A 15,763-nucleotide genomic window follows, 5' to 3' on the forward strand; every position below is an offset into this window, starting at 1 on the left:
CGCCGCGAGGTCAGCGCGACAAGATCGCATCCGCGACGGCTTCCACGCTCTCGACGCGCGGGACGTCGCGGTGCAGATCCGGGTAATGCTCGAAGGGGTCGAGCAGCGCGGTGCGGATGCCGGCCGCGCGGGCGCCTGCCACGTCGGTGGCCACGGTGTCGCCCAGGTGCAAGGCGCGATCGGGGCCGATGCCGAACGCGTCGAGCGCAAAGGAGAAGATGCGCGGATCGGGCTTCTCGACGCCGACCAAGGCGCTGTCGACCACGCGATCGAGGCGCGAAAGGAGCCCGAGCTCGTCGAGGAGCCCGGCGAGCATGCCCTCGGAGTTGCTGATGACGGCGAGCTTCACCCCCGCGGCGCGAAGGCGATCGAGCGCCCCCGGGAGCCCCTCGGGCACGCGCGAATAAAGGTTGAAGCGAACATGGTCTTCCCAGAGCGCATCGAGCAGCTCCGGAACGCGTTCGATTGGAGCCCCGCCAACGGCGATGGTCGTTCCGATGACGAGTCCCCAACCTTGCGCGCCCGGAGCTGCTTGATGCGACCAGCGAACCGGCGCGAGCCTCCCCGATCCCGCTCCCTCGAGGCCACGCTTGGCGACGCCTTCGGCCGCGATGAGCGAAGCCGTCTCCACCGCGACCCCGCGCGCCGCCAGGAAGCGGGCGATGCGCGCGTGGTCGAGGAAAATCAGCGTGTTTCCGGCGTCGAGGCACAGAAGCTCGACGCGTTCGACGAGAGAGCGATCGATCACGAGAGGGTACGAGCCGTACGGCTTACAGGAGCTTCGACAGCGGCACGTACTCGAGCTTCTGGCCTTGGGCGACCGGCTCGCACGTGACGTGACCCTTGTGCGTGTTGACGCCGCGGGCGAGCGCGACGTCGTCGCGGACGGCGGCGACCAGGCCCTTGTCGGCGATCTTGAGCGCGTAGGCCATGGTCGTGTTGGTGAGGGCCCAGGTGCTGGTCTGCGCGACCGCGCCCGGCATGTTCGCCACGCAGTAGTGGACGACGCCGTTCACTTCGTACGTCGGGTTGTCGTGGGTGGTGGGGTGGCACGTCTCGATGCAACCGCCCTGGTCGACGGCGACGTCGACCACGACCGAGCCCGGCTCCATCTTGCCGATGAGCGCTTCGCTCACCAGCTTCGGCGCCACCGCGCCGGTGACGAGCACGGCGCCGACGACCAGGTCCGCGCGCGTGACCGCTTCTTCGATGTTCACGGGGTTCGAGTACAGGGTCTCGATGGCGCCGCCGAACACGTCCTCGAGGTACGCCATCGTCTCGGCGCGAACGTCGAGGACGGTGACCTGCGCGCCCATGCCGATGGCGATGGTGGCCGCGTTGCGTCCGACGACGCCGCCGCCGAGGATCACCACGCGACCGCGGCGGGTGCCGGGCACGCCGCCGAGCAGAACGCCTTTGCCGCCGTGCTCCTTCTCGAGGCACGTGGCGCCGACTTGCACGGCCATGCGGCCGGCCACTTCGCTCATCGGACGGAGCAAGGGAAGCGAGCCGTCGGCGAGCTCGATGGTCTCGTAGGCCACGCCGGACACCTTCGCCTTCACCAGCTGGCGGGTGAGCTCCGGCTCGGGGGCGAGGTGCAGATACGTATAGAGAACCAGTCCTTCACGGAAGAAGCCGTACTCGGGCGCGATCGGCTCCTTGACCTTCACCACCATCTCCGCGCCCCACGCGTCGGCCGCGGTCGGCACGATGGTCGCTCCCTGCGCAATGTACTCCGCATCCTTGATGCCGCTGCCCTCTCCTGCGCCCTTTTCAACGAGGACTTTGTGGCCGTGGGAGGTGAGGCTGCGGACACCGGCAGGGGTCAAGCCGACACGGTACTCGCGGGTTTTGATCTCTTTGGGGACGCCAACAATCACGGGAAGCTCCTTTTTTGCCGCCGACGAAGACAAGTGCCCAAAAGGCGACGCGGCGCGGGGACACTACTAGTTGAATTCGCGCCTGCGGGCGAGCCTCCCGCGCGCGAAAGAACGACCCGGCGCCGCGCGCTTCGCGGGGGGTGCCTTGGCCGGGTGAAATGACGTATGCGAATCACCCGATGATGAAGCGGCGCGTCAGCCGCTATGGTAGTCACCCCTGCCTCGTTCCAACTCTGGCGTTTCTGGACGGCCGGCCATGTACCAACTCATACGTCCGCTCTTATTTACGTTGCCCCCCGCATTGGCCCACTCCGTCGCGATGGCGGCGCTCGCTCCCGTCGAGCACGTAACATTGTTGAGGCGAATCGTTCACGCGATGTTTGCAGTGGACCGCCCCGAGCTGAAGACGCGCGTCATGGGGCTCGACTTTCCGAACCCCATTGGATTGGCCGGCGGCTTCGACAAGAACGCGCGGCGAGCTCGTGCGCTGGCCGCCCTGGGGTTCGGCTATCTGGAGCTGGGCACGGTCACCGCCCGCGCGCAGGAGCCGAACCCGGCGCCCAATCTGTTTCGCCTCCCCGCCGATCGCGCGCTCATCAACCGGCTCGGCTTTCCCAACGAGGGCGCCGATCCGGTCACCGCGCGCGTGCAGCGAATCCGCCGCGGGGTGCCCGTTCCCGTGGGCATCTCCATTGGAAAATCGCGCAGCGTTCCGCTGGAGCCGGTGCATGGGATGGTGGCGGACTATCTCTCGAGCTTTCGCGCGGCGCGCACCCAGGCGGACTTCGTGGTCGTCAATGTCTCGTCGCCGAACACGGCGGGGCTGCGCGCCATGCAGGGGCAAGAGCTCGCGCGCACCTTGCTCGGCGCGCTCCAGGCGGAAAATAAAGCGGGGACGCGGGTCCCTCTGCTCGTGAAAATCGCGCCCGATCTCGACCAGCAGGAGCTGGAGGCGCTGCTCGACGTGGGCGTGGAATGCGATCTCGATGGCGTGGTCGCCACCAACACGACCATCGCGCGGACCGGGCTTTCCACGGACGATGCCGCCGTCGCCGCCATGGGCGCCGGTGGCCTCAGCGGGCCACCGCTTCGCGAGCGGTCGCGCCAGATCGTCCAGCGCGTGCGCGCGCGCCTCGGCCCCAAGCGCGCCGTCATCGGCGTGGGCGGCATCGAGTCGGCGGACGACGTGCTCGCCATGATGCGCGCGGGCGCCGACCTGGTGCAGCTCTACACGTCGTTCATTTACCGGGGACCCGGCATCGTGCACTCGCTCGCGCGGGCGCTGGCCGATGCGGCCGCGCAATCGGGCGCCGTATCGCTGGCGGAGCTCACCCGGACGGCGTGGCCGTCGGAAGGATACGCGCCAGCACCGTCGCCACGATCTCCTGCTTCCGCTCCGCGATGAAGTCGGGGGAGCGCACGTCGACGTTCCACACCGCCCGCACGATGCCGTCGTCTTGCGCAGCGAGCAGCGCCAAGGACAGCACCGAGATGCAGAGGTGCCGCGGCTCCACGTCGCTCCGGACGTGACCCTGCGCGCGCATCTCCTCGATGAGCGCCACCACCGCGTCGAAGAGCGGCCGCATCTTGTCGCGCATGGTCCGGCGGATGAGCGCCTCGGATCGCGTTTCGCCGGCGCCCTCGGCCGCGGCCGCGTGGCGCAGGATCGCAAAGGCCGAGGCGTGGGTGAGCGACTGCCACACGAGCAGATCGACGAAGGCCCGCACCACCTCGGGCACGCGCGACGCGTCGAGCGGGGACAGCAGCCGGTGGAGCACCTCCCAACCCTCGACGCTCATGGCCCCCACCGCGTGATCCACCACGGCCCGATAGAGCCCCTCTTTGTCGTGGAAGTAATGGTGGATCAGCGCCTGCTGCACCTCGGCGGCGCGCGCGATCTGCCCGAGGCGAGCGCCGTCGAACCCCTTTCGGGCGAACTCCACCTCCGCCGCCCGCACGATCCGGAGCTGGGTCTCCACCGCGTTGCGCTCGCGCCGCTGGGGAGCGGGCTCGCTGCCCTGGGCCTCCGGAATGCGCTGCGCGCCGCTGCTAGGCACTCGGCTCCCAATTTTCGTAGTCGATGACCTCGAGCTCCTCGAAGCCGCGCCGCACGTACGGGGTGAGCAGCCCCAGCCGCTTTACGTTGGGGACGATCTTGGTGAAGAGCAGCTTGCGGAAAAACTGCATCGACTCGCTGCGCTCCGAGTACTCCTCGCACTCCTTCTGGGGCAGCCCCAGCCGCTCCCAGACCTCCTGACCGAGGAACTTGTCGCGAAGGAGCCTCGAGGCCTCGATCACGAAATCCTCGCGATCGCGGAGCTCACTGGGCGCCATGTCCGCGTACGTATCCTTGAGCGCCAGCACCCCGAAGGCCACGTGCCGCGACTCGTCCTGCATGATCATCTGCGTGATCTGGCGGATGAGCGGCTCCTCCGTCGTTTGATGGATGAACCCGAACGCCCCCAGCGCGACCCCCTCCACCATGATTTGCATACCGAGGTATTTGAAGTCCCAGCGCGAATCCTGAAGAAGCGTATCGAGGAGCTTCTTCAAATGGGGGCTAATCGGATATACGAGCTCGTATTTCTCGCGCAGATACCGGTCGTAGACCTCCACGTGCCGGGCCTCGTCGAACACCTGCGCGGCCGCGTAAAACTTGGCCTCCGACGTGGGCGCACAGTTGACGATCTGCGAGGTGGCCAAGAGCGCGCCCTGCTCGCCGTGGAGAAAGTTGGAAATCATATAGCTCGCCATGTGACGGCGGAGCGTCGGGACTTCGCGCTTCTTGTCGAGTTTGTCCCAAATCGGAGTACCGAAGAGGGGATTCATGTTGTCCGGCACGTACTGGCTCTCCGGATCGACCGGGGTCTCCCACGGCAAATCCGTGCTGCCGTTCCACATCAAGTCCTTCGACTTCTCGTAGAGCACCCGCAGATCGAGCCGCGAGGTCGCGTAGTCCCATGTGTACGACATGGGAAATGCCACATCGACCTTCTCCACCCCTTGCGGCCCCTCTTTGGCCGGCTTTGCGCTCTCCTGCGCGATGCGCGCGTAGACCGTCGGTGCCGTGAAAAACGACGCATCCGCGGAGCTCGGTACGTTGGCCATGGCTTCGCCCTCCCTTCAATTGACTTTTTAGTTAATAAGAACCAGCCCGTACCGAACGTCAAGTAATGCTGAAATTAAGGTGCGAGGCTGGATCCGGAGGTGCCACGCCGGGGGTGGACTCCGTGATAGAGATCCATTTCACCATGCCTGACTTCTTCGACATTTCGCGTCACCTCGCCCCGGAAGAGCGCACCATTCGCGATACCGTTCATGCCTTCGTCGATGCGCGGGTACTGCCCATCATTGGCGAGCACTTCGAGCGCGGGACGTTCCCCACGGAGCTCATTGGCGAGATCGCGGAGCTCGGGCTCCTTGGATGCAACCTACAAGGATACGGTTGCGCTGGATTGAGCGACATCGGCTACGGCCTGGTGATGCAAGAGCTCGAGCGCGGCGACTCCGGGGTCCGCAGCTTCGCGAGCGTGCAAGGCAGCTTGGTGATGTACCCGATCCACGCGTTCGGGTCGGAGGAGCAGAAAGAGCGCTACCTGCCGAAGATGGCCAAGGGCGAAATCATCGGGTGCTTCGGCCTCACCGAGCCCGATTTCGGCTCCAACCCTGCGGGCATGCGCACGGTGGCCATCGACGACGGCGATTCGTACGTGCTCAACGGCACCAAGCGCTGGATCACCAACGGCAACATCGCGGGGGTCGCGGTGGTCTGGGCCAAGGTCGGCGGCGTGGACGGCGAGGTCCACGGCTTCTTGGTGCCCACCGACACCAAGGGCTTCGAGGCGCGCACCATCCACAAGAAGATGAGCCTCCGCGCCAGCGTGACCAGCGAGTTGATCCTGGAGGACGTGCGCGTGAAGAAGGACGCCATCCTCCCCAACGTGCGCGGCATGAAGGGCCCTCTCTCGTGCCTCACCTCCGCGCGCTTCGGGATCGCGTGGGGCGTGCTGGGCGCGATGCAAGCCTGTTTCGACTGCGCGCTCGACTACGCCAAGCATCGCGTGCAGTTTGCAGGCAAACCCATCGCGTCGCACCAGCTGGTGCAGCAAAAGTTCGCCGAGATGCTGACGGCGATCACGAACTCGCAGCTGCAGGCGCTGGAGGCGGCGCGCCTCAAGGCGGAGAAGAAGCTGCGGCCGCAGCACGTGAGCATGATCAAGCGCCACAACGTGCACGCGGCGCTGGAGATCGCGCGCACGTGCCGCGACATCCTGGGCGGCAACGGGATCACCCTCGAGTATCCGATCATGCGCCACCTCTGCAACCTGGAGACCGTGTTCACCTACGAGGGGACCCACGACGTGCACACCTTGATCCTCGGCCAAGACGTCACGGGGATCGCCGCGTTCGAGTAGCACCTCCGCCCGCGCCGTGCGCGCACACCTCCCCGGCTAGCCGAGAAACGTGGCGTCGAGGGCTCCGACTTTGCGGAGCGCTTCGAAGAGGGCGATGCCGACGGCGTTGGCCAGGTTGAGGGAGCGCACGGCGCCCAACGTTGGAATCGCCACCACGCGATCGGCGTGCGCCTCGAGGAGCTCCTCGGGGAGGCCCACGCTCTCGCGACCGAACACCAGCGCATCGCCGGGCGCAAAGTCGGCTTCAATGTAGCTCCGACGGGCCACGGCGCTGAAGAGGTGCAGCTTGCCCGGCTGCGCGCGCGGCGCGCCTTCCTTTTCGCCTTCTTTCGCGAACGCGTGCAGGAAGTGCGAAAAGTCGAGGTGCCGGCGCACGTCGACCAGGTGCCAATAGTCCACGCCGGCGCGACGCACGCTGTGCTCGTCGATGCGAAAGCCAAGGGGGCCCACCAGGTGCAAAGGTGAGCCGGTGGCGGCGCCCAGTCGCGCGATGTTCCCCGTGTTCGGTGGGATTTCGGGCTCCACCAGCACGATGTGGAAGGGATCGGGCAACGGATGGGCACGCAGGCGCGGGGTTTTGTCGTTGGTACGGGGCACGCGCCCGTGGACATAGCACGGCCAGGCCGCGAGCTACCCGCGTGCTAGGCTAGGTAAATGCAGAGTGTGCAGAGTGTTCCGCCCGAGGTGGAGCGCTTTCGGGTGGAGTACCGCAAGGCCAACGTGGGGCCGCACTACAGCGGGTGGTTGCACTTTGCATTCACCAGCGTCGGCTCCCTGGCCATTTTGGCCTTCGCGGCGATGCACGTGCACCGGCCGTCGGCGCTGGAGTGGCTGACGGTGCCCATCGCGTTCGTGTTCGCCAATGTCTGCGAATACTTCGGGCACAAGGGGCCGATGCACCGCCCCAAACGGGGGATGGCCATCCTTTTCCAGCGCCACACGCGCGAGCACCATCATTTTTTCACGCACGACGCAATGGCCTACCAGTCGTCCCGCGACTTCAAGATGGTGCTCTTCCCCCCCGTCATGCTCTTCTTCTTCCTCGGTGTGATTGCCACGCCGGTGGCCACCTTGCTCTTTTTCGTGGCCTCATCCAATGTGGCCTGGCTCTTCGTCATCGTGGCCATGGGCTATTTTTTGACGTACGAGTGGCTCCACTTCGTCTATCACTTGGACGAGAGCTCGTTCGTGGGGCGCCTGCCGGCGGTGAAAGTTCTGCGCCGACACCACCAGACGCATCACGACAAGGCGCTCATGGGGAAATGGAACTTCAACATCACATTCCCCATCAGCGATCTCATTTTCGGAACGTACTTCCATCCATCGCCATCGGCCCGAGCTGCCCGAGCTGCCAATGCGCGAACCTCCGGCGGCTCGCCCTCGACGGCGCCGGATCGCAGAGGATGATCGTGCAGAATCGCGGCTCTTGATTTACCCTCGCCGCGACACCCATGAGCACTCCCGCGCCCCCCGAACTGCGCAATCGCATCTGGCTCATCAACCCTCGTTTTCAGCTCAAATACACCGGAATGTTGGTGGCGGTGGTCGCCCTGGTCATGCTGGTCCTCGGCGTCGTCATCGGCAAGACGGCCAATACCGCGGCGCGCTACGCGCAGATCGCGACCCTGCAGGCCGAGAAGGCGATGAAGGAGTCGCAGGTAAACTCGCAGCTCACGCGCGAAAGCGTGCTTATGAGCGGAAACCCCGAGCTCCTCAAGGTGGTGGAGGAGGGGCTCTCGGAGACGGATCGCCAGGCGGAGGCGAACCTGCAGGCGGTGCAGAACAACCGCGCCGAGATCGAGATGCAGCGGAAGTTGGTGCTGGGGGTGCTCATTTTTGCCGGGGTCGTGCTCACCTTGGTCCTCACCGTGATGGGCGTGTTCATCACGCGGCGGGTGGTGGGGCCGGTGCACAAGATGAAGCGCCTCTTGCGGCGGGTGGGGACGGGCCGGCTGGTGGTCACCGAGCGCCTGCGCCGCGGCGACGAGCTCGAGGACCTGTTCGACACCTTCATGCAGATGACGTGGTCGCTGAAGGCGCTGCAGACCGGGCGCATCGCGACCTTGGACGCCACCATCCACAAAGCGGAAGAGAGCGGCGCATCGCCCGAGGTGCTGGACGGGCTGCGCGTGCTTCGCGCTCAGATGGTGCTCGGGCTCAGCAAACGGCTCACGCGGACCTCGATCATATGAAAGGTGAAGCGCTGATTCGCGAAACGGTCGAGGCGGTCTGCGAGCTGTTCGAGCGCGGAGAGTACAACCCGACGGCCATCATCGACTTGGGCGTCCTCGTGGCCAACGCCGACGGGACCATCGACGACGAGGAAGTGGAAGCGCTGCGGGTGATCTTTGGCCGCCTTCTGCGTACGCAGCTCGATGGCGACCTCGTTGAGCACCTCATCGTGGCCAGCCGCGAGGTCATCGACGCAGCCGGGGTGGGCTCGCGGCTCCGCTTGATTGCCGAGATCCTGAAGGACTGCGATGCGGTCGAGGAAGGCATCATCGTGGCGCTGGGCATCGCCTACTCGAGCGAGGGGTTTTCCGCTTCGGAGCGAACGCTCGTATCGTCGCTGGCCCACGCTTGCGATCTTCCATCGTCGCGGCTCGAGGAACTCATTGAAACTGTTCGCCTTGCGGTAGAGGCTCCGTAGGGCGAAGATTATTCACATGGCTGACAAGGGGCGCTGGTCGATCGTCAATCCGGCGGGCGAAGAGGTCACCTTTCTCTCACGCGAGGAGCTCGTTCAAGCCGTCCTCGAGGACGATATCGAGCCCCACGCCGAATCGATTCCCCCCGAGCAGCCCAATGCCGAAGCGACTTCGCCTGCGCAGCAGCGGCCCGAGACCGGCTCGAATCCGCCGCGCACGGGGTCGATGCCGCACGAGCCGGCGCGCACCGGGTCGATGCCGCACGAGCCGGCGCGCACCGGGTCGATGCCGCACGAGCCGGCGCGCACCGGGTCGATGCCGCACGAGCCGGCGCGAACCGGGTCGATGCCGCCGGACCAAACGCGCGCGGGATCGGTCCCGCCGGTGCGAACGAGCCGGCCGACCCCGCTGGATCGGCTCACCCCACCGGGGAATCGCACGACGCCCGCCCCGCGGTTCACGCCGCCGAATCGTCTGACGCCGGAGAGCACGGATCCTTCCGTCGCGCCGCTGCCGAGGGATGCGTTGATCCCGCCCGAGACGACCACGAGCCCGAGGATCAGCGAGTTCGCGGGCGACGAAAGCGACGACGGCGCACGGCCGAGCGCGGACGAGTTGCAACGCGCGAGCGCCGACGAGGTGCAGCGCGTGAGCCTCGACGAGGTGCAGCTCTCGAGCGCCAAGGTGCCGCTGGGCGAGCGCGTCACGGCCGACGAGCTCGAGGCGCCGCCTTCGTTGGGCGCGGGCGAAGCGCCGCGTTCGACGGGCGACATGGCGCCGCGCTCGACGGGCGACATGGCGCCGCGTTCGACGGGCGACGTCGCGCCGCTTTCGACGGGCGACGCGATGCCGCTTTCGTTGTCCGACGTTCTGCCGCCATCGTCGTTGGTCGGACATGTGTCGTCGCCTTCGACGGGGGACGTGTCGCCGCCTTCGATCGGAGAGGCGATGCCGCTTTCATTGTCCGACGTCATGCCGCCGTCGGCGGGGAACGAACCGACTCTTCAAATTACGCGGGGCCTGATCGCACCGGCTCCTCCCTCGCCGCCGTCATCACCGCCAGCAGCGTCGCGGCAATCGCCTCCCGAGGACGAAGGGTCGCCCTTGTCGCTGTCGGAGGTGGGGGGCGCGTTCGCGCCGCCGTCGGAGAACCTCGACGCAAAGCACGTGAAAGGCGCGGCCGAGCGCCCGGCGGACGGCGATGTGTCGGACGACGAGGAGACGGTGCGCAATGTCGACGTCGAAGCGGCCTTGAAGGACGAGCGGACGGCGGACATACCGCAGGGGCTCAAACGCGTAACGCCGCCGCCTCCCCTTCCCCTGGATCGGCGCCCCAGCAAATCGTCGCTGGTACCGCCCTTGCCGATCCGCCCTTCGAACGCTCTGGTTCGCGAACGCGAACGCGACGAACCGCGAGGCCCCGCGCGCTCCAGCATCACCTCCGCCACGCGCGTGGAGGCGCCGACCTCCACGGTCGTCATCACCGATCGCCGCACCCCCACGCCGCGACCGTCGAAGGCGCCCGAGCGCGCGCGCATCACCGCGCCATCGCTGCCGCCACCCGACATCATTCCGGACGCCCCCGCGTCGTCCCGTGAAACGTCGCCGTCCACCGCGGAGCGAACACCGGTGGCGGCCACCACGACGGCGTCGCCGTCGCGGAGAGCGACGTGGATCATCCCGGTGGCGCTGGTCGGCATCGGCGCCGCGTTTTGGATTGGCTCGCGCATGAACCGCGACGCCTCGCACGAGACCGCGCCTACGAACCAGCAACCCCAGCTGGAAACACCAGCCGCCACGGAGCCTGCGCCCGCGCCTCCTTCGCCGCCCGCGGCGCCAACGGAGACGGCCGCCGCGACCCCGGCGGCCGCATCCAGCGCACCATCGACCCCGCAGGCGGACCCCGCGGAGTCGGCCGCGCCCACCGCCTCGTCGCCGCCCGCGACCCCCGACACGCCGGCGACGGCGCAAGCCCCCGCGGCCACGGGCGCGAGCCCCGCTCCGGTCGCCGTTACGCCCACGCCAACCCCTGCAGCCTCGAGCAAGGCGCCGGCGGCCGCCACCGACAAGCCGCATCCGACACCACCGCCGACAGGCGCAGTCACCGCGCCCACACCGCCCGGCAACGAAGCGAGCGGCCCGATGCTCCGGCGGGCGGCCGCCGTGATGCGAAGCGGAGATTATGCGGCGGCGCGGCAGCTCTATCAGACGCTCCTGCAGAAGGAGCCCAAGAACCCCGAGGTGCTATCCGGCCTGGGCGACACGTCCCGCGCGCTGGGCGACAAGGCAGGGGCGCGCGGATATTATGTGCGTGCGCTGGACGCGAGCTCGACCTTTCTCCCCGCGCTGCTCGGTTTGGCCGACACGGAGTGGGATTTGGGCGACCGGGTGAGCGCGCAAAAACACTACAAGGACCTCCTCGAGCACCAACCCAACGCTCCTGAGCGAGCGCGCCAGCGGGCCAAAGGTCTAGGGGCACCGTGATGCCGGCGTGATAATCTGCTCCACATGTCGACGGCCGCCCGCGATTTGTGGCAACCGATGCTCGAAGGATTCGTCCGACTGCGTACCAAGTGGCCGCGCCGCGGCTGGAGCTGGGACAATCGGCTCAACTGCGTGACGTCTTCGATCAACGCCGATCTGGAGCACGAGGCGCGCATCATCGCCCGCGAAGGGCTCCCCTCGGAGTGGACGTCCGCCAGCATCGGCACCGCGCCGCCGCGCGTGCGCGATCTGGCCGAGCGCTCCGGAGGGCTGCGCGCAGGACAGCTCCTCTACTCGGCCGGCCCCGTCGCCGGCGTGCTCGCGTACGGCCTTTGGTGGCCGTGGGGCGACGGCGTCACCATCTCGCTCCGCATCGGCCTCGATATCGGGATCATGGACGAGCCGTATCCGCGCTTCCGCGACGTGTTCGGCGTGGAGTTCTAGCCGGTGTCGCGCGTGCGTAGCGGCGAGCGGTCGGTGGTGCTGATCACCGGAGCATCGTCGGGCATCGGCTTGGAGTTCGCGCGGCAGATGGCGCCCACCGCCAAGGCGCTGGTGTTGGTCGCGCGGCGCATCGAACGGCTCGAGAGCCTCAAAGAGGAGCTGGTTCGCGCGCACCGCGAGCTCACCGTGCACGTGTGCGGCTGCGATCTCACCGATCGCGAGGCCACGCGCCGCATGCTCTCCTCCATCGAGCACGCCACCGGCGGCATCGACGTGTTGGTCAACAACGCCGGCTTCGGCGATCTCGGGGTCTTCGATCGCGCCGACTGGGACAAGACCGAGCGCATGATCACCCTCAACGTGACGGCGCTCACCTACCTCACGCACCGGCTGCTGCCGTCGATGGTCTCGCGAGGGCGCGGCGGCATCCTCAATTTGAGCTCCGGCTTCGGGCTCTCGTTCATGCCGGGCTTCGCGACCTACATCGGCACGAAGCACTACGTCACGGGCTTCACCGAGTCGCTGCGCCTCGATCTGGCCGGCACGGGTGTCACGGTCACCCAAGTGTGCCCGGGCCCCGTGCGCACGGAGTTCAACGACACCCTCGGGAACTTCACGGGGGTCGAGCCGCCGTCCTTCGTTCAAATTTCCGCGGAGGAGTGCGCGCGGGCGGCGCTTCGCGGGTTCGAGCGCGGGCGGGCGTTGGTCATTCCCGGGCTATTCATCCGCGTCATGATGGTGCTCAACGCGCTGTCCCCGCGGTGGCTGAAACGCCTACTTTACGCGCCGATCGCGCGCAGGCTGCGTCGCGTCCAGGTGCAGCAGGCGAAGACCTGACCGCCCGGCCAAAAAAGCATTTGCATCGTCGGGCTTCCCCGTGCGTCCATCGGGCCAGAAGGGTCCCATGCGCACCTCGATCTCACGGCGAGCTTTCTCGAAGTCGGCCCTCTTGGGCTCATGTACGGCGCTGCTTTTTGCGGTTTTGTGCCCAAGCTCGGTCGCGGCCGAGCCCCGTCCCCTCCTAGGCGGCGGCAGCGGCGGATTTCTCACCGTGTCGTCCGTTCCGCCGGCAAAAATCTTCGTGGACGAGCAGGACATGGGTCGCACCACGCCCGTCGAGAACCTTCCGCTCCCCGCGGGCGACCACAAGCTCACCCTGGTGTCCGTCACCAACAATGGCGCGTTGAAGCGCTCCCTCGGCTTCACCATCACAGCCGGGCAGACGACGCGCCTCAAAATCAATCTGTAGCGTTACTTCACGACGCGCAGGTACGGCGGCAGCTCTTTCTTCGGCCGCGGCGGCGCGCTTCCAATGGGCGCGGACGAATCGCTCACGTCGCGGAGCGGGCTTCGCGTGTCGGCGGCGGCCGCCGGGGGCGGGACAGCCGAGAGGCGCGGGCGCGGCTCTTCGCCGGTGGTGCTCGCGACGCGCGGACGCTTGACGACGCCCTTCTTCTTCTTGGCCGTGTTCACATCGCCCTCGGGCGGATCGGCCAGGCGGCGCGGCCCGCGGCGGGGGGATGCGGCAGCGGCGGCCGCCTTTCCATTGTCGGGGCTCGAGTCCTTGGGCGCTGGCGCGACTTGGACGGGCCGCGTTTGGCGGGAAACCTCCACGGGGACGTCGTCGGGCCACACCATTCCGCGACCGTCTTCGCCGACCATGGCAAAGACGCTCGCCCACGGCACCACGCAATGAAACGGTGAACGATTGAAGCTGAGCGTGCAGCTCATACCATCATCGTCCAGGTGCAAATCGGGGATCGGAACCGGCATGTTCAGCCCGATCTGCAAGACGAGCTGGGGCTGGCTCTTGAACCAAGGTGGAACGATCACGCTGGCGACGCGCGGATCGAGGTGAACGTGAACACTCGAACGCTCCAGGAGCGCGAGCGCGACCTCTTTCTTAGGGGGCAACGGTCGGGACATCAGCTTCCAGCGGTTCATCCTACTACGACCTTGGGGCCTCGCGACAGCGGGGTCCGACGTGAGGGCGACGCCACCTCAGGTGGGGGCCCGATCCAGATGGAGACTCAGGTAGGGACGTGATGTGGGCCTGCGGAACCACACAAGAAAAATAAACCTTGACAGCAGAAAAACATCACAGGGCCGCGAGACGCGCCAGTCGATCGTACATAAATGTAGGGAGGAATCGGCCGATGGAGCTCCAAACATCGAGCGGCCACGGAAATGCGATGACCGCCGGGGCGCGTTCGAGCCGCCGAACCATGATGTGGGCTGCTTTTTGTGGCGAACACATCCACGGTGTAGGGACACGTCCTTTCAATGTGAGGACCATCGACGTATCGACGAATCCCGGTTGGACGTCGGTCACCTTGACCCCCGCGGGGGCGAGCTCGATGCGAATCGACTCCAAAAACGTCGAGAGCGCCGATTTGCTTGCACTATACATGGCTGAATACGGCATTCCACGGCGGCCCGCGAGGCTGCTCACGCCGACCAATTGCCCGCGTTGCTGACTGAGCATGATGGGCACTGCGGCCAGGATGGTGGCGATGGCGCCGCGGATATTGATATCGATCGCGCGTTCTACATCGTCCCACGACATCGTACTTATGTGTTGGTAGCTGCCGGCGCCCGCATTGGCGATCACGCAATCGAGGCTACCGAGCTCGCGCTCCGCGCGCTGCACCGTCTCGAAGACCGCGCGCGGCTCCCGGACGTCCAGCGGGAACACGCGAATCTGCCCGCCTTTTTGGGCGATGGCGCGCGCCTCCGAGGCGACGCGCGCGAGCTCCGGGGCGCGGCGGGCGGCGATCGCGACATGTGCCCCCTTACGAACATATTCGAGCGCCAGCGCACGTCCTATTCCGCTCGATGCTCCCGTGATAAAAATGGTCGCAGGCCGCATGAGAGAAACATTAGACCAGGGCGCGGGCGGGGCGAAGTTTCCATTCATCAGCGCGCGGGGTCTCGTCGAGCACGTCAGATCACGCGCAAAAGTGCGGGTTGAAGGACCGATGCTGCGACTGGGGATCCTGCCCGCATTCGAGCGCGTGTCGCGCCACCGGCTGCACAAGCTCGGCATACGAAGCCGTTCCGTGGAGACCGACATCGGACGGCTCCATGTCCTCGACGGCCGCGGGCGGGGCTCGCTTCCGCCCATCGTGGTGCTTCACGGCATCACCTCGTCGTCCGCCGCGTTCGGGGCCGTGCTCGCGCAGTTGCAGCGGCACACGCGCCGGATCATCGCGCCCGACGCGCCCGGCCACGGCTTCAGCGAGGCCCCGCGGAGCTTCCTCGATCGCGACTCGCTGCTCGACAACATGACGAGCGCGCTCGATCAAATCCTCGACGAGCCGGCCATCGTCTGCGGCAACTCGATGGGCGGCGCCATCGCGCTCCACTACGCGGCCACCCGGCCCGAGCGGGTGCGCGGCCTCGTCCTCCTCTCGCCCGCCGGCGCGCCGTGGAGCGAAGAGGAGGTCCGCGATCTGGTCGGCACCTTCGGCGTGAGCTCGGCCCGCGACGTGGGCGCGTTCATGGACAAGATTTATCACGCGAAGCGCCCTTGGTTCACGCCGCTCATCGCGGCCGATCTCGTTCATTCGATGCGCCGGCGCGCGGTGAGGGAGCTGCTCGCATCCGCCGCCCCGAACTACGGCGCCACCCCCGAGCAACTGGCCTCGCTCCGCATGCCCACGCTCCTGTGGTGGGGCCGCTCCGAGCGTCTCTTGCCCGCGAGCAACCTCGCCTACTTCCGCGAGCACCTCCCGCCGCACGCGATCATCGAAGAGCCCGAGGGCATCGGACACTGCCCCCACTTCGATCAAGCGCGCACCGTGAGCCGCCGCATCGCCGAGTTCGCGCGATCCATTCCCGTGTAAGCCGCGGGCGGCGGGCTCGCGCGGCCCGTCCGTGTGGGCCGCGCTCC

At 67.2% G+C, this 15,763-nt stretch carries 17 protein-coding genes; 10 read left to right on the forward strand and 7 right to left on the reverse strand.

The genetic code is table 11. The annotated features are described in order from the left end of the window. Window positions 1-10: 10 nt before the first annotated feature. Window positions 11-748 carry an HAD-IA family hydrolase gene (locus LZC94_39330; GenBank protein ID WXB13873.1) on the reverse strand — a complete coding sequence of 246 codons (738 nt, stop codon included), beginning with the start codon at window positions 746-748 and terminating at the stop codon, window positions 11-13. 22 nt (window positions 749-770) lie between these two features. Beyond that, the gene (ald, locus tag LZC94_39335) at window positions 771-1,880 is read right to left on the reverse strand and encodes an alanine dehydrogenase (GenBank protein WXB13874.1); all 1,110 of its coding nucleotides are present in this window, start codon (window positions 1,878-1,880) and stop codon (window positions 771-773) included. A 256-nt stretch (window positions 1,881-2,136) separates the two neighbouring features. Here ald and LZC94_39340 point away from each other — a divergent pair, with 256 nt between their 5' ends. Then, window positions 2,137-3,285 carry a quinone-dependent dihydroorotate dehydrogenase gene (locus LZC94_39340; GenBank protein WXB13875.1) on the forward strand — a complete coding sequence of 383 codons (1,149 nt, stop codon included), beginning with the start codon at window positions 2,137-2,139 and terminating at the stop codon, window positions 3,283-3,285. On the opposite strand, the gene LZC94_39345 is transcribed toward LZC94_39340, so the two are convergent. Further along, window positions 3,209-3,937 (reverse strand): TetR/AcrR family transcriptional regulator, encoded by a 729-nt coding sequence (locus tag LZC94_39345; GenBank protein WXB13876.1) that lies wholly within the window; start codon window positions 3,935-3,937, stop codon window positions 3,209-3,211. The genes LZC94_39340 and LZC94_39345 overlap by 77 nt on opposite strands. Continuing rightward, the gene (locus tag LZC94_39350; GenBank protein WXB13877.1) at window positions 3,930-4,988 is read right to left on the reverse strand and encodes a ferritin-like domain-containing protein; all 1,059 of its coding nucleotides are present in this window, start codon (window positions 4,986-4,988) and stop codon (window positions 3,930-3,932) included. The genes LZC94_39345 and LZC94_39350 overlap by 8 nt, the downstream gene beginning before the upstream one ends. Before the next feature lie 143 nt (window positions 4,989-5,131). On the opposite strand from LZC94_39350, the gene LZC94_39355 reads away from it, so the two are divergent. Continuing rightward, the gene (locus LZC94_39355; protein WXB13878.1) at window positions 5,132-6,295 is read left to right on the forward strand and encodes an acyl-CoA dehydrogenase family protein; all 1,164 of its coding nucleotides are present in this window, start codon (window positions 5,132-5,134) and stop codon (window positions 6,293-6,295) included. A gap of 36 nt (window positions 6,296-6,331) precedes the next feature. On the opposite strand, the gene LZC94_39360 is transcribed toward LZC94_39355, so the two are convergent. Beyond that, window positions 6,332-6,892, reverse strand: coding sequence for a tRNA (cytidine(34)-2'-O)-methyltransferase (locus LZC94_39360; GenBank protein WXB13879.1), 561 nt, complete (start codon window positions 6,890-6,892; stop codon window positions 6,332-6,334). A gap of 57 nt (window positions 6,893-6,949) precedes the next feature. On the opposite strand from LZC94_39360, the gene LZC94_39365 reads away from it, so the two are divergent. The 7 genes from LZC94_39365 to LZC94_39395 all read left to right on the forward strand — a co-directional run bounded on the left by LZC94_39365 (window position 6,950) and on the right by LZC94_39395 (window position 13,120). After that, window positions 6,950-7,702 carry a sterol desaturase family protein gene (locus LZC94_39365; GenBank protein ID WXB13880.1) on the forward strand — a complete coding sequence of 251 codons (753 nt, stop codon included), beginning with the start codon at window positions 6,950-6,952 and terminating at the stop codon, window positions 7,700-7,702. A 44-nt stretch (window positions 7,703-7,746) separates the two neighbouring features. Next, window positions 7,747-8,487 carry a HAMP domain-containing protein gene (locus LZC94_39370; GenBank protein WXB13881.1) on the forward strand — a complete coding sequence of 247 codons (741 nt, stop codon included), beginning with the start codon at window positions 7,747-7,749 and terminating at the stop codon, window positions 8,485-8,487. Continuing rightward, the gene (locus LZC94_39375; GenBank protein ID WXB13882.1) at window positions 8,484-8,945 is read left to right on the forward strand and encodes a TerB family tellurite resistance protein; all 462 of its coding nucleotides are present in this window, start codon (window positions 8,484-8,486) and stop codon (window positions 8,943-8,945) included. The genes LZC94_39370 and LZC94_39375 overlap by 4 nt, the downstream gene beginning before the upstream one ends. Window positions 8,946-8,961: 16 nt before the next feature. Further along, window positions 8,962-11,427 carry a tetratricopeptide repeat protein gene (locus LZC94_39380; protein ID WXB13883.1) on the forward strand — a complete coding sequence of 822 codons (2,466 nt, stop codon included), beginning with the start codon at window positions 8,962-8,964 and terminating at the stop codon, window positions 11,425-11,427. Window positions 11,428-11,451: 24 nt separating this feature from the next. Continuing rightward, window positions 11,452-11,871 carry a hypothetical protein gene (locus LZC94_39385; protein ID WXB13884.1) on the forward strand — a complete coding sequence of 140 codons (420 nt, stop codon included), beginning with the start codon at window positions 11,452-11,454 and terminating at the stop codon, window positions 11,869-11,871. Window positions 11,872-11,874: 3 nt separating this feature from the next. Beyond that, window positions 11,875-12,708 (forward strand): SDR family oxidoreductase, encoded by an 834-nt coding sequence (locus tag LZC94_39390; protein WXB13885.1) that lies wholly within the window; start codon window positions 11,875-11,877, stop codon window positions 12,706-12,708. A 67-nt stretch (window positions 12,709-12,775) separates the two neighbouring features. Then, complete coding sequence (locus LZC94_39395) at window positions 12,776-13,120, forward strand: PEGA domain-containing protein (GenBank protein ID WXB13886.1); 345 nt, start codon at window positions 12,776-12,778, stop codon at window positions 13,118-13,120. 2 nt (window positions 13,121-13,122) lie between these two features. Here LZC94_39395 and LZC94_39400 read toward each other — a convergent pair whose 3' ends face one another. Beyond that, a complete protein-coding gene (locus LZC94_39400; GenBank protein ID WXB13887.1) occupies window positions 13,123-13,815 on the reverse strand; it encodes a ClpXP protease specificity-enhancing factor SspB in 693 nt (230 codons plus the stop codon). A gap of 154 nt (window positions 13,816-13,969) precedes the next feature. Next, the gene (locus LZC94_39405) at window positions 13,970-14,788 is read right to left on the reverse strand and encodes an SDR family NAD(P)-dependent oxidoreductase (GenBank protein ID WXB13888.1); all 819 of its coding nucleotides are present in this window, start codon (window positions 14,786-14,788) and stop codon (window positions 13,970-13,972) included. 61 nt (window positions 14,789-14,849) lie between these two features. Between LZC94_39405 and LZC94_39410 the strand changes: the two genes are divergently transcribed. Beyond that, window positions 14,850-15,716 (forward strand): alpha/beta fold hydrolase, encoded by an 867-nt coding sequence (locus LZC94_39410; protein WXB13889.1) that lies wholly within the window; start codon window positions 14,850-14,852, stop codon window positions 15,714-15,716. The last annotated feature ends 47 nt before the right edge of the window (window positions 15,717-15,763 follow it).

Source organism: Sorangiineae bacterium MSr11954 (genome assembly GCA_037157815.1).
In the GTDB taxonomy this organism is placed as follows: Bacteria; Myxococcota_A; Polyangia; order Polyangiales; family Polyangiaceae; genus Pendulispora; species Pendulispora albinea.